Source organism: Methylobacterium sp. E-046, assembly GCF_022829625.1.
Lineage (GTDB): Bacteria > Pseudomonadota > Alphaproteobacteria > Rhizobiales > Beijerinckiaceae > Methylobacterium > Methylobacterium longum.
This window is the reverse complement of the sequence record NZ_JAKSYP010000290.1, coordinates 85118-102834: the sequence shown is the minus strand read 5'-3', so window position 1 is coordinate 102834 and position 17717 is coordinate 85118. Positions and strand designations below refer to the sequence as shown.

19 protein-coding genes are annotated in these 17717 nt (G+C 70.8%); 9 read left to right on the top strand and 10 right to left on the bottom strand.

Annotated features, from left to right (window positions below; translation table 11 throughout):
* Nucleotides 1-36 precede the first annotated feature (36 nt).
* Nucleotides 37-540: a pyridoxamine 5'-phosphate oxidase family protein gene (locus tag MKK82_RS32145; RefSeq protein ID WP_238284602.1), complete on the bottom strand. Its 504-nt coding sequence runs from the start codon at nt 538-540 to the stop codon at nt 37-39.
* 642 nt (nt 541-1182) lie between these two features.
* Between MKK82_RS32145 and MKK82_RS32135 the strand changes: the two genes are divergently transcribed.
* Entirely contained in the window at nt 1183-2331 is a 1149-nt protein-coding gene (locus MKK82_RS32135; protein ID WP_238284856.1) for an Mrp/NBP35 family ATP-binding protein, read from the top strand.
* Complete coding sequence (gene mobA / locus MKK82_RS32130; RefSeq protein WP_279603394.1) at nt 2324-2977, top strand: molybdenum cofactor guanylyltransferase MobA; 654 nt, start codon at nt 2324-2326, stop codon at nt 2975-2977. Before MKK82_RS32135 ends, mobA begins: the two co-directional genes overlap by 8 nt.
* 119 nt (nt 2978-3096) lie before the next feature.
* On the opposite strand, the gene MKK82_RS32125 is transcribed toward mobA, so the two are convergent.
* From MKK82_RS32125 to MKK82_RS32095, 7 genes are all read right to left on the bottom strand, one after another.
* Entirely contained in the window at nt 3097-3555 is a 459-nt protein-coding gene (locus tag MKK82_RS32125; RefSeq protein WP_238284601.1) for a peptidylprolyl isomerase, read from the bottom strand.
* An 84-nt stretch (nt 3556-3639) separates the two neighbouring features.
* A complete protein-coding gene (locus tag MKK82_RS32120; protein WP_238284600.1) occupies nt 3640-4137 on the bottom strand; it encodes a hypothetical protein in 498 nt (165 codons plus the stop codon).
* Nucleotides 4138-4144: 7 nt separating this feature from the next.
* Entirely contained in the window at nt 4145-4693 is a 549-nt protein-coding gene (locus MKK82_RS32115; protein WP_238284599.1) for a peptidylprolyl isomerase, read from the bottom strand.
* Between the two features lie 20 nt (nt 4694-4713).
* Complete coding sequence (coaD, locus tag MKK82_RS32110) at nt 4714-5217, bottom strand: pantetheine-phosphate adenylyltransferase (RefSeq protein ID WP_238284598.1); 504 nt, start codon at nt 5215-5217, stop codon at nt 4714-4716.
* Nucleotides 5218-5453: 236 nt separating this feature from the next.
* The gene (gene coaA / locus MKK82_RS32105; RefSeq protein WP_238284597.1) at nt 5454-6443 is read right to left on the bottom strand and encodes a type I pantothenate kinase; all 990 of its coding nucleotides are present in this window, start codon (nt 6441-6443) and stop codon (nt 5454-5456) included.
* Nucleotides 6440-6763 carry a phosphoribosyl-ATP diphosphatase gene (locus MKK82_RS32100; RefSeq protein ID WP_043356782.1) on the bottom strand — a complete coding sequence of 108 codons (324 nt, stop codon included), beginning with the start codon at nt 6761-6763 and terminating at the stop codon, nt 6440-6442. The genes coaA and MKK82_RS32100 overlap by 4 nt, the downstream gene beginning before the upstream one ends.
* Before the next feature lie 124 nt (nt 6764-6887).
* Nucleotides 6888-7835 (bottom strand): aspartate carbamoyltransferase catalytic subunit, encoded by a 948-nt coding sequence (locus MKK82_RS32095; RefSeq protein ID WP_238284596.1) that lies wholly within the window; start codon nt 7833-7835, stop codon nt 6888-6890.
* Nucleotides 7836-7998: 163 nt separating this feature from the next.
* Here MKK82_RS32095 and MKK82_RS32090 point away from each other — a divergent pair, with 163 nt between their 5' ends.
* The 5 genes from MKK82_RS32090 (at nt 7999) to MKK82_RS32070 (ending at nt 15249) form a co-directional block, all read left to right on the top strand.
* Complete coding sequence (locus MKK82_RS32090) at nt 7999-8862, top strand: cytochrome b/b6 domain-containing protein (RefSeq protein WP_238284595.1); 864 nt, start codon at nt 7999-8001, stop codon at nt 8860-8862.
* Nucleotides 8859-9791 carry a molybdopterin-dependent oxidoreductase gene (locus MKK82_RS32085; RefSeq protein WP_238284594.1) on the top strand — a complete coding sequence of 311 codons (933 nt, stop codon included), beginning with the start codon at nt 8859-8861 and terminating at the stop codon, nt 9789-9791. Before MKK82_RS32090 ends, MKK82_RS32085 begins: the two co-directional genes overlap by 4 nt.
* 397 nt (nt 9792-10188) lie before the next feature.
* Nucleotides 10189-12873, top strand: coding sequence for a type I DNA topoisomerase (gene topA / locus MKK82_RS32080; RefSeq protein ID WP_238284593.1), 2685 nt, complete (start codon nt 10189-10191; stop codon nt 12871-12873).
* A 614-nt stretch (nt 12874-13487) separates the two neighbouring features.
* The gene (locus MKK82_RS32075) at nt 13488-14258 is read left to right on the top strand and encodes a Bax inhibitor-1/YccA family protein (RefSeq protein WP_238284592.1); all 771 of its coding nucleotides are present in this window, start codon (nt 13488-13490) and stop codon (nt 14256-14258) included.
* A gap of 97 nt (nt 14259-14355) precedes the next feature.
* Nucleotides 14356-15249, top strand: a complete 894-nt coding sequence (locus tag MKK82_RS32070) for a dihydrodipicolinate synthase family protein (RefSeq protein WP_238284591.1) — start codon at nt 14356-14358, stop codon at nt 15247-15249.
* Nucleotides 15250-15262: 13 nt separating this feature from the next.
* Here the strand turns inward: MKK82_RS32070 and MKK82_RS32065 are convergent, their stop codons facing one another.
* Nucleotides 15263-15637 carry a DUF2794 domain-containing protein gene (locus tag MKK82_RS32065; protein WP_238284590.1) on the bottom strand — a complete coding sequence of 125 codons (375 nt, stop codon included), beginning with the start codon at nt 15635-15637 and terminating at the stop codon, nt 15263-15265.
* Nucleotides 15638-16014: 377 nt separating this feature from the next.
* On the opposite strand from MKK82_RS32065, the gene bluB reads away from it, so the two are divergent.
* Together bluB and MKK82_RS32055 are read left to right on the top strand one after the other, a co-directional pair.
* The gene (bluB, locus tag MKK82_RS32060) at nt 16015-16653 is read left to right on the top strand and encodes a 5,6-dimethylbenzimidazole synthase (RefSeq protein WP_238284589.1); all 639 of its coding nucleotides are present in this window, start codon (nt 16015-16017) and stop codon (nt 16651-16653) included.
* A 182-nt stretch (nt 16654-16835) separates the two neighbouring features.
* The gene (locus MKK82_RS32055) at nt 16836-17345 is read left to right on the top strand and encodes a L,D-transpeptidase (protein WP_373323236.1); all 510 of its coding nucleotides are present in this window, start codon (nt 16836-16838) and stop codon (nt 17343-17345) included.
* 7 nt (nt 17346-17352) lie between these two features.
* Here MKK82_RS32055 and MKK82_RS32050 read toward each other — a convergent pair whose 3' ends face one another.
* Nucleotides 17353-17658 (bottom strand): cupin domain-containing protein, encoded by a 306-nt coding sequence (locus MKK82_RS32050; protein WP_238284587.1) that lies wholly within the window; start codon nt 17656-17658, stop codon nt 17353-17355.
* Nucleotides 17659-17717 lie beyond the last annotated feature (59 nt).

Sequence of the window (17717 nt, the reverse complement as noted above, 5' to 3'; positions counted from 1 at the left end):
CCGCCCGCGAAAACGGTGCGTCCTGAAACCCGGGCCTCAGCCCAGATCGACCTTCTTGGTCTCGGTCTTGGGGCTCTCGCCGGTGAGCGAGGCCTTCACGTAGCCGTAGAGGTGCAGCATCGTGCTGTTCGGGCTGTCCCAGTACTCGCCCTTCTCGGGGTGGACGCGGATCAGCGCCACCTCGGGGTCGTTCTTGCCGTTGGGGAACCAGGTCTTCAGGCTCTCATTCCACTTGGCGTCGATGATCGACTGGTCGCGGACGATCTCGGCCTTGCCGGCCACCGAGACGTAGTTCTGGCTCGACGGGTCGGAATAGGCGAGGTTGATCTGGTTGTCCCTGCTGATCTCGGCGGTCTTGGGCGAGTGCAGCTTGGTGAAGAACCACAGGTCGCCGTTCTCGTCCGCGTCGTTGTTCCACATCGGGCGGCTGTTGAGCGTGCCGTCGGAGTCGACGGTGGTCATCATGGCGATCTTCACGTCCTTGATCAGCTCGAACAGCTTCTTCGCGCCTTCGTGGTCGCGGTGGTTGCCCTGATGCATGAAAGTGGTCTCCTGAGCGTCGTGTCGGTCCCGGCGGGTCTCCCCGGAGGGGGCCTGCCTGAAGGCTGCCCCGACAACGGATCAATCTCCCGTTGGTTCAGCTTGCGTGCGCGGGGACGGAGGTTCGGATGCGGCGGGGTCGGGTGATCGTCCGCGCAGCGGTGGCGCTGATGCTGGGTGCGCTCGGTCCGACCGGTCGGCCGGTGGCGGCCGAGATGCGCTTCGGCCCCGGCATGCGCGTCGGCGGCCACGACGTCTCGCACCGGCGCTACGGCGGCGTCCCTATCGCGCGCGCAGCGCCTGCGCGGCCCGCTCGGTTGCCGCCGCCTGCGCGACGGATCCTACAGGCGCGGCGACGGGACCGGGGTGCGCGGCACCATGGAGGCGGCACCCTCATCGTCCGCCCGCGCTGAGGGGCGATGCGGCAAGTGCGACCGAGGCCGCGATGAAGGCACGACGAAGACCGGGGCGGGGCAACCGGAATCCCGCGGGTCATGCCCGGCCGAACCGGCCCAGGGTGGGCGCGGGCATGGGCAAGCGGGCGATCGGGGTGCGGTCGTCGATTGCGGATTGGGGTCTGGTGTTCTCGTCCCGCGCGGTTACATGCAGCTGGCATACCTGCTTGCCCCCTTGGAGGACGACTTGGCGATCACCCGCGACGACGTAGTGAAGGCGCTCGCCAGCGTCACCGTCGATGCCGCCGGCACCACCCTGCCCGGCTCCGGCCGGCTCTCCGAGGTCGTGGTCGATCCGAACGGCCGGGTGATGTTCTCGATCCTGGTCGATCCCAGCGAGGCCGAGCGGTTCGAGCCGGTGCGGCGGCAGGCCGAGGGCCGCGTGCTGCAGATGCCGGGCGTCTCGGGCGTGTTCGCGAGCCTCACGTCCGAGCGGGGACCGGGCCACCCGGCCCAGAGCGGCGCCGCCCCGCAGCCCGTCACGCCGCCGCCGGTCGCGCCGCCGCGCCCCGGCGCGCCGCCGAACCAGGGGCCGCAGATCGCCGGCGTGCGCCACATCGTGGCGGTCGCCTCAGGCAAGGGCGGCGTCGGCAAGTCCACCACCGCGTGCAACCTCGCCCTCGCCCTGCAGGCGCAGGGGCTGAAGGTGGGCCTCCTCGACGCCGACATCTACGGCCCGTCGGTGCCGAAGCTGTTCGGCCTCTCGGGCAAGCCCAACGTCGTCGACAACAAGGCCATGGAGCCGATGGTCGGCTACGGCCTCAAGGTCATGTCGATCGGCTTCCTGATCGAACCCGAGACCGCCATGATCTGGCGCGGCCCGATGGTGCAATCGGCCATCACGCAGATGCTGCGCGACGTGCTGTGGGGCGAGCTCGACGTGCTGCTCGTCGACATGCCGCCCGGCACCGGCGACGCCCAGCTCACCATGGCGCAGGCGACGCCCCTCTCCGGCGCCGTGATCGTCTCGACACCCCAGGATCTCGCGCTGATCGACGCGCGGCGCGGCGTGACCATGTTCAAGAAGGTCGCGGTGCCGATCCTCGGCGTGATCGAGAACATGGCGACCTTCGTCTGCCCAAATTGCGGCCACGCCTCGCACATCTTCGGGCACGGCGGCGCGCGGATCGAGGCCCAGCGCCTCGGCGTGCCGTTCCTCGGCGAGGTCCCGCTCGACATGACCATCCGCGAGACCTCGGATTCCGGCCAGCCGGTCGTGGCGACGGATCCGGGGGGGCCGCACGCCAAGGTCTATCGGGACATCGCGGCGCAGCTTTGGGCGAACCTGTCCGGCGCACCGGCCGGGCGCACGGCGCCGAAGATCGTCATTGAGTGAGGCCGTGGCTCCGCCGGTGCTGGGCCTGATCCTGGCCGGCGGGCAGGCGCGGCGGATGGGCGGCGGCGACAAGCCGCTGCTGCGCCTCGGAGGCCTGACGCTGCTCGAGCGCGTGGTCGCGCGGTTGGCACCCCAATGCGGGGCGGGACTGGCGCTGAGCGCCAACGGCGATCCGGCGCGGTTTTCCGGGTTTCCGGGTCCGATCCTGCCGGACCCGGTTCCGGATCAGCCGGGCCCGCTCGCCGGCATCCTCGCCGGGCTGGAGCACGCCGGAGCGCGGGGCATCGCGCGCGTGGTGAGCGTATCGGGCGACGCGCCGTTCCTGCCGGAGGACCTGGTGGCGCGGCTCCAGGCTGCCGAGCCGCAGGGTGGCATCGCGCTGGCGGCGTCGGGCGAGCGGCGGCACTACACGATCGCCCTCTGGCCGTCGGCCCTGCGCGATGACCTGCGGGCCTATCTGGAGCGGGGCGAGCGGCGCGTCGGCGCCTTCATCGACCGAAACACCGCAGCGGTGGCGTCGTGGACGGTCCAGCCGATGGACCCGTTCCTCAACATCAACACGCCGGAGGATCTGGCGGCGGCGGAGGATGCCGCGCCGAGATCGGAAGCCGCCGGTCGTGGGGGCGGGCGATCGGCGGGTAAGTGAGCCCGACCCAGATCCCGGCCACGCCCACCTCCTGAAGTGCCGCGGGCGCCTCAGGAGGAGGTGGATGGGAGATGCGAGGGCCACCCGCGGGTACGGGCGGCCCGGCACTCAGGTCAGCCTCAGGCGGCGCCGACGGTCGCCTTCACGATCTTGTCCGGGGAGCGCGGCGGCTCGCCCTTGTTGATCGTGTCGACCACGTCCATGCCCTCCACGACCTTGCCCCACACCGTGTACTGCTTGTCGAGGAAGCGGGCGTCGTCGAAGCAGATGAAGAACTGCGAGTTCGCCGAGTGCGGGAAGTTGGTCCGCGCCATCGAGCAGGTGCCGCGCACGTGCGCCTCGGCGTTGAACTCGGCCTTCAGATCCGGCAGGTCCGAACCGCCCGAGCCGGTGCCGGTCGGGTCGCCCGTCTGGGCCATGAAGCCGTCGATCACCCGGTGGAACGGCACGCCGTCGTAGAAGCCCTGGGAGGCCAGCGTCTTGATGCGCTCCACGTGGCCGGGGGCAAGGTCGGGGCGCAGCGCGATCACGACGCGGCCCTTGGTGGTTTCCAGGACGATGGTTTCGTTGTCGGCCATAACTCTATCCTTCCGGTTGATGAAACTGTATCGGCGCGCGCCGCATCCGGCCAGCGCCCGTGAGAGAGGGGGGATCGCCGGCGTTCAGGCCGGCGGGCGGTAGACGAAGCGGAGCGCCACCGGCCGGCCCGCGATCGCCCGGCCGAGGCCTGGCGTCAGGTTGACCGGGGTGCAGCGCGCCAGGGCGTCGAGGGTCCCGCGCACCAGGGCGGTCCGCTGGCTGCCGGAGACGCCGGCCGCGTAGGTGACGCGCGGCGGCCCGATCAGGCTGCCGTCGCGGCGCAGCGACAGGCGGAGCGTGATCTCGATGTCGTCCGCCCCCGGGCTCGGCGGCCCGAGCCCGGCCGGCACCTGCCAGCAGGCGGCCAGGGCCGGGTAGAGCGCGACGAGGGTGTCGGCGGGCCGGGTGGCCATCCGGGACAGGGGTACCGCGACGGTGCCCCGGAGGGTCTGCGGCAGGCTCAGCGGATAGGCGCCACCGGGCTCGAAGGCGTAGCCGTAGAAGGGGCTGCCCTCGTAAGGCGCGGCGGCCGCCGGAGCCAGGCTCAGCAGGAGGACCGAGGCGGCGCGCCAGCCCGGCATGCGGCCGCTACTTGGCCTTCTCGGCCAGCGTCATGCTGACGATCTTGTCGGGGTCCTGCACGGCGCCGCCGGGTGCGCCGGGGGCCGCCCGCTTGATCTTGTCGAGCACGTCGAGCCCGTCGGTGACGGCGCCCACGACCGTGTACTGGCCGTTCAGGAAGGGCGCATCGCCGAGGCAGATGAAGAACTGAGAATTGGCCGAGTTCGGGTCGGACGAGCGGGCCATGCCCACCGTGCCGCGGCGGAACTGCGCCGATTGCGAGAACTCCGCCGGGATGTTCGGCAGGCTGGATCCGCCGGTGCCGTTGCCCTTCGGGTCACCGGTCTGGGCCATGAAGCCGTCGATCACCCGATGGAACTTCAGGCCGTTGTAGAAGCCCTGGCCGATCAGCGTCTTGATCTGCTTGACGTGCTTGGGCGCGAGGTCCGGCCGCAATTCGACGGTGATCCGCCCGTCCTTGGTCTGGAGATAGACCGTGTTGGCGTCGGCGGCCTGGGCCGCGCCGGCGGTGCCGAGCGCGAGGACGAGCGCGAGAAGGGTGTGGCGTCGATTCATCGGGTTCTTCCAGGTCAGGGTCAGGAACGGGCGGCGAAGCGCTGCCGGAGGCGTTCGGCCACCGCGGCGGGCACGAAGGGCGAGACGTCCCCGCCCATGCCGGCGATCTGGCGCACCAGCGTCGCGGTGATCGGGCGCGCCTGCGTGGAGGCGGGCAGGAACACGGTCTGCACCTCCGGTGCCATGGCGCCGTTCATGCCGGCGAGCTGCATCTCGTAGTCGAGGTCGGTGCCGTCGCGCAGGCCGCGGATGAAGATCGCCGCGCCGCAGCGCCGGGCCGCCGAGACGGCGAGATCGTCGAAGGTGACGATCTCCAGCGCCGCGCCCTCGGCCTGCGCCACCGGCCCGCAGGTCTCGGTCAGCAGGACGGCCCGCTCCTCGGCTGAGAACAGGGGCGACTTGCCGGGATGCACGCCAATGGCGATCACGAGGCGGTCCACCAGCCGGCAGGCTTGGCGGATCACGTCGAGATGGCCGTTCGTGACCGGATCGAACGAGCCGGCATAAAGGGCGGTGCGGGTCATCGGCGCCCGACCTAGAGCATTTTCGCGCCGGACGGAACCTGGGTCTCGGAGGGGCCGCCCGGCCGGCGGCCCGATCACGCGGCTTCGCGCCCCCTGCCCGGGGCCGCGCCTCTCCGCGGTGCCAGGGGGCGCGGGCGGGGCGAGCCGGATGAGCCTCCAGGGCCTGCCGGCCGGTCCGCCGCCGCTCCGCCGCTGCCGCAGGCTGCGTTCCCCGCGCAGGGCGGCGTGCCCACAGGTCACAGCCGCCGCAGCGCCACGCTCTCGATGCGGTGGCTCGCGCCCTTGGTGAGGATCAGGCTCGCCCGCTGGCGGGTGGGCACGATGTTCTCGCGCAGGTTCGGCAGGTTGATCGTGGTCCAGAGCCGGTCGGCGATGTCGAGCGCCTCGGGTTCCGCGATCTCGGCGTATTTCCGGAAGTAGGAACGGGGGTCTCGGAAGGCGGTCTGGCGCAGCTTCATGAAGCGCGTGACGTACCAGCGGTGCAGGTCGTCCTCGTGGCCGTCGAGGTAGATCGAGAAGTCGAAGAAGTCGGAGACGAACGGGATCGCGGTGCCGTCCCGCGGCAGGCGGGCGGGCTGGAGCACGTTCAGGCCCTCGACGATCAGGATGTCGGGGCTCTCCACCACCCGCTCCTCCCCGGGAACCCGGTCGTAGACGAGGTGCGAGTAGAGCGGCGCGGTCACGCGCTTGTGGCCGGCCTTCACGTCGTGGAGGAAGCGCAGCAGCGCGGCGGTGTCGTAGCTCTCCGGGAACCCCTTGCGCTCCATCAGGCCGTTGGCGGCGAGTTCGGCGTTGGGCAGCAGGAAGCCGTCGGTGGTGACGAGGTCGACCTTCGGGGTGTTGGGCCAGCGCGCCAGCAGGGCGGTCAGGATGCGGGCGGTCGTGGACTTGCCCACCGCCACCGAGCCGGCGAGCCCGATGATGTAGGGCGCCTTGGTCTCGCGCTCGGCGAGCAGGAAGCGCTGCGTCGCCTTGAACAGCCCCTGCGTCGCCGCGACGTAGAGGGCGAGCAGCCGCGACAGCGGCAGGTAGATCGCCTCGACCTCCTCCACCGAGATCGGGTCGTTGATCGATTGCAGCCGCTCGAGATCCTCCTGCTTGAGGGTGAGCGGCGTGTCGGCGCGCAGCTGCGCCCATTCCTCGCGGCTGAAGCGGCGATACGGCGAGAGCCGGTCCGACGCGTCGAGGATCGCCTCGACCGAGCCCGGCAGCGTGGCCGCGTTCACGCGTGGCGCCTCGCGGCCTTCTCGGCGATGCCGCTCTGAGCGGTGCGGCGCTCCAGCTCGGCCATCACGGCCTCGAGCTCGACCCCGCCGGCCCGGAGCAGCACGACGAGGTGGTAGAGCACGTCGGCGGCCTCGTTCCGCAGGCCCGTCTTGTCGCCCTGCACGGCCGCGATCGCCGCCTCCACCGCCTCCTCGCCGAGCTTCTTGGCCGCCTTGGCGGGCCCCTCCGACAGGAGCTTGGCCGTGTAGGAGGTGGCCGGATCGGTCCCGGCGCGGCTCGCCACGAGGGCGGCGAGGTCGGCGAGCGTGTAGGCGGTCATGAAGCGATCTGCATGTTGGACCGGCCCCTGATACGGACCGGGACCGGATTTCGGCAGGAAACTGCGCTACGGCCGCTCCGCGGGCAAGCGGTGCGGGTGAAGGCCGCCCGGCTTTGTCCGGGGCTCACTCGTTCGGCAGGTGCCGGGCTAGCGCCTCCAGCACGGCCATGCGCACGGCGACGCCCATCTCGACCTGCTCGCGGATCAGCGACTGCGCCCCGTCGGCGATCTCGGAGGAGATCTCGACGCCGCGATTCATCGGCCCCGGATGCATCACCAGGGCGTCGGGCTCGGCCAGCGCCAGCTTCTCGCCGTCCAGGCCGAAATAGCGGAAATACTCCTTCACGGAGGGCACGAACGAGCCGTTCATGCGCTCCCGCTGAAGGCGCAGCATCATCACGATGTCGCAGCCCACCAAGCCCTTGCGCATGTCCGTGAAGGTCTCGACGCCGAAGCGCTCGATCCCGGCGGGCAGCAGCGTCGAGGGGGCGATCAGGCGGACCCGCGCGCCCATGGCCTGCAGCAGGATGATGTTGGAGCGGGCCACCCGCGAGTGCAGGACGTCGCCGCAGATCGCCACCCGCAAGCCCTCGATCCGGCCCTTGTTGCGGCGGATGGTGAGCGCGTCGAGGAGCGCCTGGGTCGGGTGCTCGTGGGCGCCGTCGCCGGCATTGACCACCGCGCAATCGACCTTGCGGGCGAGGAGGTGGACGGCGCCGGCCGATTCGTGCCGGACCACGATGATGTCGGGCCGCATGGCGTTGAGCGTCGCGGCGGTGTCGATCAGGGTCTCGCCCTTCTTCACCGAGGACGAGGCCACCGACATGTTCATCACGTCGGCGCCGAGTCGCTTGCCGGCGAGCTCGAAGGACGATTGCGTCCGCGTCGAGGGCTCGAAGAACAGGTTGATCTGCGTGCGGCCCCGCAGGGTCGTGCGCTTCTTCTCCACCTGCCGCGAAATGTCGACGGCGGAATCGGCGGCGTCGAGCAGGGCCTCGATGTCGGGCCGGGTCAGGCCCTCGATGCCGAGGAGGTGACGGTGCGGGAAGGCCGGGGGCGCGGGCGTCGTCATGATGAGGCCCGGGTGTAGGTGCGGCGCGCCGTCCCGGCAAGGCGGGGGGCGCCCGCGGTCTTTTTTTCCGGCGGATGGTAACCCGCGCTCCGCGCGCCACGTATCTGCCCGAACGGTCGGGAATCAGACGTCTCCCGGCGCCGCATGCCCGGGATCCAGACGCTTGGCCGCCTCCCCTGCCCTCGAAGCCCCCGAGACCGTCGACCGGCACGGGCGCCGGTGGTTCTACCGCCACCCGCTGGTGATCCGGCTGGCGCACTGGATCAACGCCGTCGTGCTGCTGGTGCTGCTGATGAGCGGCCTGCAGATCTTCAACGCCCATCCGGCCCTCTACTGGGGCGCGGTCTCCACCTTCGACGATCCGGCGCTGGCCATCACCAGCGAGCAGGGTGGCGACGGCAAGAGCCGCGGGGTTGTGACGGTCGGCACGCACAGCCTCGACACGACCGGGGTGCTCGGCCTGTCCCGCGGCGCGGGCGGCGCCGATGTGGAGCGGGCCTTCCCGGCCTGGGCTACCCTGCCGGCCGATCAGGACCTCGCCACGGGCCGGCGCTGGCACTTCCTGTTCGCGTGGCTCCTGGTGATCAACGGCGCGGTGTACCTGCTGTACGGCCTGTTCAGCGGCCAGCTCCGCCGCCGGCTGATCCCGGACGGGGACCAGATCCGCGACTTCGGCGGCTCCGTGAAGGAGCACCTGCTCCTGCGCTTCCCCGAGGGCACGGAGGCCAAGCGCTACAACGTGATCCAGAAGCTCACCTACCTCGTGCTGGTGCTGGGCCTGCTGCCCGCGATGGTGCTGGCCGGCCTCGCCATGTCGCCCGGGATGGACGCCGCCTGGCCCTGGCTCACCGAGTTGTTCGGGGGGCGCCAATCGGCGCGGAGCGTCCACTTCATCGCCGCCGGCCTGATCGTGCTGTTCGTGGTGGTCCACGTGCTCCTGGTCCTGGTCTCCGGCCTCGTGAACAACATGCGCGGCATGATCACCGGCTGGTTCAGCCTCGGCCGTGACCGGGAGACCGCGCGATGATCCTCCACCGCCGCAAGCTCCTCACCGCCGGCGCCGGCCTGATGGGCACCGCCCTGCTCGGCGGCTGCGACCGCTTTGCCGGGACCGATACGGGCCGGCGCACCCTCCAGGTCGGCGAGGACGCCAACCTGTACGTCCAGCGCCTGCTGATGGGTCCCGCGACCCTCGCGCGGGAATTCCCGGCCGCGATGATCTCGCCCTGGTTCAAGCCGAACGGCACGATCGATCCGCCGGACCGGGCCTACCGGGCGCTGGCGGCGAAGGCCTTCGCCGATTTCAAGCTGACCGTCGACGGCCTGGTCGAGACCCCGCTGTCGCTCAGCCTCGCGGACCTGCGCGCCCTGCCGTCGCGGACGCAGATCACCCGTCACGATTGCGTGGAGGGCTGGAGCTGCATCGGGCAATGGGCCGGGGTGCCCCTCGCCGAGCTGCTGAAGCGGACCGGGCTCAAGCCGCAGGCACGCTACGCGGTGTTCCACTGCGCCGACACGCTCGAATATGCCGGCAGCCAGGACGGGGCCTTCCTGAGGCCCGGTCAACCGGGCGCGGTGCGCGAGGCCTACGTCCAGCTCGCCGCCGCCGAGGATTGGGGCGGCGCGCCCACCGCCACCGATGCCCCCGCGGCCGATTGGGGCCAGGGCAGCCCGGATCCGGAGCCCGACGATAAGGGCAGGCCGATCCGCTACTACGAGAGCATCGACCTCTACGACGCCGTCAACCCGCAGACGATCCTGGCCTACGACCTCAACGGCAAGCCGCTGCCGGTCTCCAACGGCGCGCCGCTGCGCCTGCGGGTGGAGCGGCAGCTCGGCTACAAGCAGGCCAAGTACGTGATGCGGGTCGAGCTGGTGGAGTCGCTCAAAGGCCTCGGCCAGGGCGGCGGCGGCTACTGGGAGGATCGCGGCTACGAGTGGTACGCCGGGATCTGACATCCGGTCGACCGGAACCGGTGTCGTCGGCCTCGCCCGGCCCGCTTCGTCACATCCCGAACGGACACGTCGCGCTTCGGCACCTCGGGAGACGGGCAGGACCCCGTGCGCCCGGGAGCCGGCCGTGCGGCGGAGGGATGGCCCGGACGAGGTGGTCCGGGGGCCCGGGGCTCGGTCCGATCGCGAGATGCGGAGTGGACTTGCTGCGCCGGCTCCGAGGCGCTGCCGGCCCCGATCCCGCCTCGACCTGCGTCGCCCCCGCCATTTGACATCCCGCCGCCCGTGACCCACTTGTCCCCGGCGCGCGGCCCCGGCCCGACGGCGGGCATCTGTCCCACGCGAATCTCGAACAGAATTCGTCCGTCGCGCCCAGGCTCCGTCAGGGGCAGAGGTCTGTATGAAAGTCGTCGTCGTCGAGTCGCCGGCCAAAGCCAAGACGATCAATAAGTATCTCGGCCGCGACTATGAAGTCATCGCCTCCTTCGGGCATATCCGCGACCTGCCGCCCAAGGACGGCTCGGTGGATCCCGAGCAGGACTTCCACATGGTCTGGGAGCTGGCCGACCGCGGGGCGAGCCGGGTCTCCGAGATCGCCAAGGCGGTCAAGGGCGCCGACAAGCTGATCCTCGCCACCGACCCGGATCGCGAGGGCGAGGCGATCTCCTGGCACGTGCTGGAGGCGCTCACCGCCCGCAAGGCCCTCAAGGGCATACCGGTCGAGCGCGTCACCTTCAACGCCATCACCAAGTCCTCGGTCGAGGCGGCGATGCGCAAGCCCCGGGAGATCGACCAGGCCCTGGTCGACGCCTACCTGGCGCGCCGGGCGCTCGACTATCTCGTAGGCTTCAACCTCTCGCCGGTCCTGTGGCGCAAGCTCCCGGGCGCCCGCTCGGCGGGACGAGTCCAGTCGGTGGCCCTGCGCCTCGTGGTCGAGCGCGAGATGGAGATCGAGCGGTTCAAGCCGCGCGAGTACTGGACGCTCATCGCCACGCTGACCACCGCCGACGGCGCGACCTTCGAGGCCCGCCTCGTCGGTGCGGACGGCAAGCGCATCCAGCGCCTCGATGTCGGGACCGGCGAGGAGGCGGCCGCCTTCAAGCGCGACCTCGAACTCGCGACCTTCCAGGTGGTGAGCGTCGAGGCGAAGCCCGCCAAGCGCCACCCGCAGCCGCCCTTCACGACCTCGACGCTGCAGCAGGAAGCCTCCCGCAAACTCGGGATGGCGCCGGCCCAGACCATGCGGGTCGCCCAGCGGCTCTACGAGGGCGTCGATATCGGCGGCGAGACGGTCGGCATCATCACCTACATGCGGACCGACGGCGTCGACATGGCGCCGGAGGCGATCCAGGACGCCCGCCGGGTGATCGGGAAGGAGTTCGGCGACCGCTACGTCCCGGACGTGCCGCGCAAGTACAGCGTCAAGGCCAAGAACGCTCAGGAGGCTCACGAAGCGGTGCGGCCCACCGACATGGGTCGCCTGCCGAAGGCGGTGGCGCGGCACCTCGAGCCCGAGCAGGCCAAGCTCTACGACCTGATCTGGACCCGCACCATGGCGAGTCAGATGGAATCGGCCGAGCTGGAGCGGACCACCGTGGACGTCACCGCGAAGGTCGGCCCGCGGCAGATCGACCTGCGCGCCACCGGCCAGGTGGTGAAGTTCGACGGTTTCCTGACCCTCTACCAGGAGGGCAAGGACGACGAGGAGGACGAGGAGAGCCGCCGCCTGCCGCCGATGAAGGCCGGCGACCCGCTCACCCGCGAGCGCATCAGCTCGACCCAGCACTTCACCGAACCGCCGCCGCGCTACTCCGAGGCCAGCCTCGTGAAGCGCATGGAGGAACTCGGCATCGGCCGGCCCTCGACCTACGCGGCGGTGCTCCAGACGCTGCGCGACCGCGAATACGTCAAGATCGAGAAGAAGCGGCTGCAGCCCGAGGACAAGGGGCGGCTCGTCACGGGCTTCCTGGAGAGCTTCTTCCGGCGCTACGTCGAGTACGATTTCACCGCGGACCTGGAGGAGCAGCTCGATCGCGTCTCCAACGCCGAGATCGACTGGCGGGCGGTGCTGCGCGACTTCTGGCGCGACTTCTCGGCGGCGATCGGCGAGACCAAGGAGCTGCGCGTCACCGACGTACTGGAGGCTCTGAACGGCCTCCTCGGACCGCACATCTTCCCCGACAAGGGCGACGGCTCGAACCCTCGCACCTGCCCGACCTGCGGCGCGGGCCAGCTCTCGCTGAAGCTCGGCAAGTTCGGTGCCTTCATCGGCTGCTCGAACTACCCGGAGTGCAAGTACACTCGCCAGCTCTCGGCCACCGGCATCGATGGCGACGGTGACGGCACTTCGGCCGAGGGTGGCCAGCCGGGCGTCCGGGTGCTGGGCAACGATCCGGCCACGGGCCTGCCGGTGACGATCCGCGACGGCCGCTTCGGCCCGTTCGTCCAGCTCGGCGAGGCCTCCACCGAGAAGGGCGCGGAGAAGCCGAAGCGCTCGTCGCTGCCCAAGGGGCTCGCACCCTCGGCGGTGGAACTGGAGAAGGCGCTGGCTTTGCTGTCGCTCCCCCGCGAGGTGGCGCGCCATCCCGAGACCGGCGAGCCGATCCTGGCCAATCTGGGCCGCTTCGGACCCTACGTGCAGCACGGGAAGACCTACGCCAATCTCGGCAAGGATGACGATGTGCTGGAGATCGGCGGCAACCGCGCCATCGACCTGATCGTCGCCAAGGAGCAGGGCGGAGGGCGCGGCCGTCCGGCCGCCGATCCGGGTCGCCCGCTCGGCACGGACGCGGCCACCGGGCGCGACCTCGTGGTCAAGGCCGGCAAGTACGGGCCCTACGTCACGGACGGCGAGGTGAACGCCACGCTGCCGAAGACCGTGAGCGCCGAGGCGCTGACGCTGGACGAGGCGATCACCCTGGTGAACGCCAAGCGGGCGGCGGGCGGTGGCAAGCCGGCGAAGCGCGGTGCGGCCCGTAAGACGTCGGCCCGGAAGGCGACCGGCGACAAGCCGGCGGCCAAGAAGACCGCCGCCAAGAAGCCGGCGGCCAAGAAGGCGCCGGCGAAGAAGTCGGGCGCCGGCTGAGGCTTCGGAGGCTCGGGACCGGGACGAGGGCGGTCCCGACGCGCCTCCGATCCCGACAGGCCACGCGGCGGCGGTAGGACCGGGCGCGCCCGGATCGGGTCGTGCGCCACCGCAGGTCCGACGGACGATCACGCTCGGCGCACCGGGGAGAAGGCGGGCAACGGCCGGGTCGCGATCCGAGCAGGCGGACTGACCCCGCCCGGAACCGGCCAGGGCTTCCACGGGGGGGCGGCATGACCCACTGCCGGGCCACTGGCGTCGCTCGGCCCGACCCGGATCGCTGCCATGGGACGGTTCTCGCGCGGATGCCGGAGAGCGGTGTGCGGCCGTACGACTCGGCATTCGGAAGCTGCCAAGATTTCGCGGCGGTCGCCCCGGCGCAACCGCTAGTCAAACGCCCGGCCGGACGACCGGGAATGCATTTTAATCCGTGGCCGCATGGACAAAATTACATCGTCCGGACGCCGAAAAGCGCCGTCTCAACCGTGGCCGGGGACTTGTGTCGGGGACCGGGGCGCAACATATTCCTGACCGAGGCGCCAGTCCGGCGCCAGAGGTCCTGCGTGGGCCTCGACCGAACACCACGCTGAGAGAGCCTCCGCAAGGAAACTCCCATGGCATTCGAGAACAGTCCCTTCCGGTATGGCGCCCAGCAGCCCGCCGGCTACGCCGGTACCCAGGTCGAAGTCGACCAGGGCCTGCGGACCTTCATGCTCGGCGTCTACAACAACATGGTCGTCGGCCTCGGTATCTCGGGCCTCGTCGCGCTCGGCCTGAACATGGCCTCCGTGGCGGCCTACCAAGGCACGCGTCCGGTCCTGACCCCCTTCGGTCAGACGCTCTACCTCAGCCCGCTGAAGTGGGTTCTGATGCTCGCCCCGCTGGCGTTCATCTTCGTCTTCTCCATGCGCATGGACCGGATGTCCGCCTCGTCGGCGCGGACGATGTTCTGGGCCTTCGCGGCGGTGATGGGCGCCTCGCTGTCCTCGCTCCTGCTGGTCTTCACCGGTGGCAGCGTGGTTCAGGTGTTCTTCATCACGGCGGCGGCCTTCGGCTCGCTCAGCCTCTGGGGCTACACCACCCGGCGCAGCCTGTCGGGCATGGGCTCGTTCCTGATGATGGGCCTGATCGGCATCATCCTCGCGTCGCTGGTGAACATCTTCTTCGCCTCCTCGGCGCTCCAGTTCGCCATCTCGGTGCTGGGTGTGCTGATCTTCGCGGGCCTGACCGCCTACGACACGCAGAAGCTCAAGGAGATGTATCTCTACGGCGGCTTCGACGGTGAGATGGCGGCCAAGATGTCGGTGAACGGCGCCCTGACGCTCTACCTGGACTTCATCAACATGTTCCAGTTCCTGCTGAGCCTGATCGGCGACCGCCGCTAACCGCCAGCCCGAACTGCGAACCGAAGAGCCCCGGCGGGAAACCGCCGGGGCTTTTTTTTGGCCGCGCCGACGCGCCGGGATAGGCTACGCTGGCGCCATGCCCCGAATCACCGGCCTCGCCGCCTTCCCGATCACGCCGAGCGATGCGGCGGGCCGCATCGACGCCGACGGTCTGCGCCGGTTGCTCGCGCCGCTGGTGAAGGCCGGCGTCGATTCTATCGGTCTCCTCGGCAGTACGGGGACCTATGCCTATCTGACGCGGGAGGAGCGTCGCCGGGCCGTGACGATCGCTGCCGAGGCCGTGGGCGGGCGGGTGCCGCTACTGGTCGGCATCGGCGCCCTGCGGACCGACGACGCGGTCCGGCTGGCGCAGGACGCGCGTGCGGCTGGGGCCGATATGGGTCTCCTCGCGCCCGTCTCGTACACGCCGCTCACGGACGATGAGGTCGTCGCGCATTTCGAGACCGTGGCCGAGGCCGGCGGGCTGCCCCTGGTCCTGTACGACAATCCCGCCACCACGCATTTCCGGTTCTCACCGGCTTTGATCGGCCGGATCACGCGCCTGCCCGGCATCGTGGCGGCGAAGTGCCCGGCGCCGGAACCCGCGGCCGCGGCGGCCAACCTCGCCGCGCTGCGCGAGGCGGTTCCGCCGGATGTTCCCCTCGGCTTCAGCGGCGACTGGAACGTCACCGAATCCCTGATCGCGGGCGGCGCGGCGTGGTTCAGCGTGGCGGCGGGCCTGTTCCCGCGGGCCTGCCTGGCGATCGTGCGGGCCGTCGCGGCGGGCGATACCGCGCAGGCGCGCACCCTGAATGCCGGGCTCGAGCCCCTCTGGGCGCTGTTCAGGGCGCATTCCAGCCTGCGGGTGGTCTACGCCCTGGCCGATCACATGAGCCTGTGCCGGGCCGCGCCGCCGCTGCCAATCCGGCCCCTCCCGATGGAGATCCGGGCCGAGATCGCCGCCACCGTCCGCGCGCTGAGCCTGGAGTGAGGGGCCCAGCCGATCAGACCGCCCTGGGTGCCGGCTCCAGCACGGCGATCACCCGGGCCAGGTCGGCGCCGCGCTTCAGGATCTGGCCGCTCGCGGCGATCACCGCGAAGGCGCCCTGACGGCGGGCCAGCTTCGGGTCCTTCTCGATCCGGTAGAGCGGCATCTCGGAGGCGCGGCGGTAGATCGAGAACACCGCCTTGTCCCGGCGGAAATCCAGGGCGTAGTCGCGCCACTCGCCGGCGGCGACCTGCCGGCCGTAGAGATTGAAGATCGTGCGCAGTTCGTCCCGGTTGAAGGCGACCTGCGGAGGAGCCGCGCGGGCTGGGAAGGGGATGACATGCCCTGCCGCCTCGTCGGGCCTCGACCCGGCGCTCGTCCGTTCGGTCATCATCGCTCCCGTGCATCGATCCTTTGCCGGATGATGGGCTTCGCCGCAGCGGCCCGCAAGGGCGGGGGTGGGTGAGGTCCGCATCGTCCGGGCATGCGGTCCGAGCGTGTCGTCCGAGACACGCGCAAGCGACAAAAAACACGCTTCCGCCCCATTCGCGCCTTTGCCGGGCCGCGTTGCCGGGTCACAACATTGTCTGAACCTCGCCGGGCCCTGCCCGGTCGGCGCCCGCAACCCAGCTCCCCAGCCCGCGGTCGCCCTTCGGGATCCCAGGATCCGGCACTCCGAGGTTTCGAGACCCAAGGACTTCAGGCCGCCCCTCCGGGCGGCCTTTTTTCTGGTTCCGGTTCGCACCGGGATGCGGGTATGCCGTCATCATGGGCCCGCCCGCCTTCGACGACGCCTTCGTGCACGACCTCGACGCGCTGTTCGCGTGGCGCCGGGACGTGCGTCGCTTCCGGACCGATCCGGTGGACGAGGAGGTCCTGCGCGCCTGCCTGGCCGCGGCCCACCGGGCGCCGTCCGTGGGCAACAGCCGCCCCTGGCGCTTCGTCCGGGTCTCGGATCACGGCCGGCGGGCGGCCGTGGCCGAGAGCTTCGCCCGCTGCAACGCCGCGGCGGCGTCCGGCTACGACGCGGAGCGGGCCGCCCGTTACCGGACCCTCAAGCTTGCCGGCCTGCACGAGGCGCCGGTTCATCTGGCGGCCTTCTGCGATGGGGCAACCGAGACCGGCCTCGGCCTCGGGCGGGCGAGCATGCCGGAGACGCTGGCCTACTCGGTCGTCGGGGCCGTGCAGTGTTTCTGGCTGGCGGCGCGGGCCCGGGGGCTGGGCGTCGGCTGGGTGTCGATCCTGGAACCCGATTCGGTGACCGCGATCCTGGCGGTGCCGCCGGCGTGGCGGCTCGTGGCCTATCTCTGCGTGGGCCAACCCGTGGAGGAACACAGCGACCCCGAGCTGGAACGCCACGGCTGGCAGGCGGAAGACACGCGCGGCTGCACCCTCGTCGAGCGCTGAGCGCGGCCCGGCTCAGACTTGCGGGCGGCGACGCGTCCCCGATCATCTGGTTTACGATGCTCTTTTACCGTGCCCGACAGTTTCGGGGACCCAGCCCCCGTCAACCATAGCTTTTCCTGGAACGACAAGCGCGGCCGTGGATTACTTGGCCGCAGAGGGTCTTGCTTGTCGAGGAACAGGTGATGTCGGGTCGGATGGCGGCTTTATTCGGATGGGCCGGCGCGATGCTGGCCGGTTGTTTGGGACCCACTCAGGCGCGCGAGGTCGTGGCCTTCCAGAACGGCGTCGCGCCTGGCTCGGTCGTGATCAGCGTGTCGCAGCGCAAGCTCTACCTGGTCAACGGCGACGGGACGGCGATCCGCTATCCCGTGGCGGTGGGCCGGCCCGGCAAGCAATGGTTCGGCACGGCGAGCATCGACGGCAAGTACGTCGCCCCCGCTTGGTCACCGCCGGCCGAAGTGAGGCGCGACAACCCGCGCCTGCCGAACCTCATCGCGGGCGGCTCGCCGCACAACCCGATGGGCGCGGCGGCCATGACCCTGGCGGGCGGCGAATACGCGATCCACGGCACCAACCGCCCGAGTTCGGTGGGCACCTACGCGTCGTATGGCTGCATCCGCATGTACAACCAGGACGTGGTCGACCTCTACGGACGGGTCGACGTGGGCACGCAGGTCTACATGACCCACTGACGCCCGTTCAGGCCGGCGGGGCCGTCGCCTCGACGGCCGTGAAGGTCTCCAGGATCCGGTAGGTGTGTTCGACGCCGGCCGGCACGCTGTACGAATCGCCGGCCGCGAGGGCCACGGTCTCGGTCCCCACCACCAGTTCCGCCCGGCCGCTGATCACGTAACCCACGGTCTCGTGGGCCGAGGTGGTCATCGGCTTGTCGGCGTTCGGCTCCTCGCCCCGCCACATCCGCATCCCGAGCCGCTCGCCGCGGGCCAGGGTGATCTCGCCGTGCGGCCCTTCGGCCGCGCCCCGTGCCGAAACTTTCGTCGCCATCTCGAACCTCGCTGGATGAACCGGGCCAACGGTGTCGCGGGGCGGCCGTTCCGCCCCCG

Coding starts and splice junctions, on each gene's coding strand:
- bluB (WP_238284589.1), top strand. CDS start 16,015: ATGGGCCCGCCCGCCTTCGACGACGCCTTCGTGCACGACCTCGACGCG.
- MKK82_RS32095 (WP_238284596.1), bottom strand. CDS start 7,835: ATGACGACGCCCGCGCCCCCGGCCTTCCCGCACCGTCACCTCCTCGGC.
- coaD (WP_238284598.1), bottom strand. CDS start 5,217: ATGACCCGCACCGCCCTTTATGCCGGCTCGTTCGATCCGGTCACGAAC.
- MKK82_RS32085 (WP_238284594.1), top strand. CDS start 8,859: ATGATCCTCCACCGCCGCAAGCTCCTCACCGCCGGCGCCGGCCTGATG.
- MKK82_RS32075 (WP_238284592.1), top strand. CDS start 13,488: ATGGCATTCGAGAACAGTCCCTTCCGGTATGGCGCCCAGCAGCCCGCC.
- MKK82_RS32120 (WP_238284600.1), bottom strand. CDS start 4,137: ATGCCGGGCTGGCGCGCCGCCTCGGTCCTCCTGCTGAGCCTGGCTCCG.
- MKK82_RS32070 (WP_238284591.1), top strand. CDS start 14,356: ATGCCCCGAATCACCGGCCTCGCCGCCTTCCCGATCACGCCGAGCGAT.
- MKK82_RS32125 (WP_238284601.1), bottom strand. CDS start 3,555: ATGGCCGACAACGAAACCATCGTCCTGGAAACCACCAAGGGCCGCGTC.
- MKK82_RS32065 (WP_238284590.1), bottom strand. CDS start 15,637: ATGACCGAACGGACGAGCGCCGGGTCGAGGCCCGACGAGGCGGCAGGG.
- MKK82_RS32100 (WP_043356782.1), bottom strand. CDS start 6,763: ATGACCGCCTACACGCTCGCCGACCTCGCCGCCCTCGTGGCGAGCCGC.
- MKK82_RS32050 (WP_238284587.1), bottom strand. CDS start 17,658: ATGGCGACGAAAGTTTCGGCACGGGGCGCGGCCGAAGGGCCGCACGGC.
- MKK82_RS32115 (WP_238284599.1), bottom strand. CDS start 4,693: ATGAATCGACGCCACACCCTTCTCGCGCTCGTCCTCGCGCTCGGCACC.
- MKK82_RS32055 (WP_373323236.1), top strand. CDS start 16,836: ATGTCGGGTCGGATGGCGGCTTTATTCGGATGGGCCGGCGCGATGCTG.
- topA (WP_238284593.1), top strand. CDS start 10,189: ATGAAAGTCGTCGTCGTCGAGTCGCCGGCCAAAGCCAAGACGATCAAT.
- MKK82_RS32145 (WP_238284602.1), bottom strand. CDS start 540: ATGCATCAGGGCAACCACCGCGACCACGAAGGCGCGAAGAAGCTGTTC.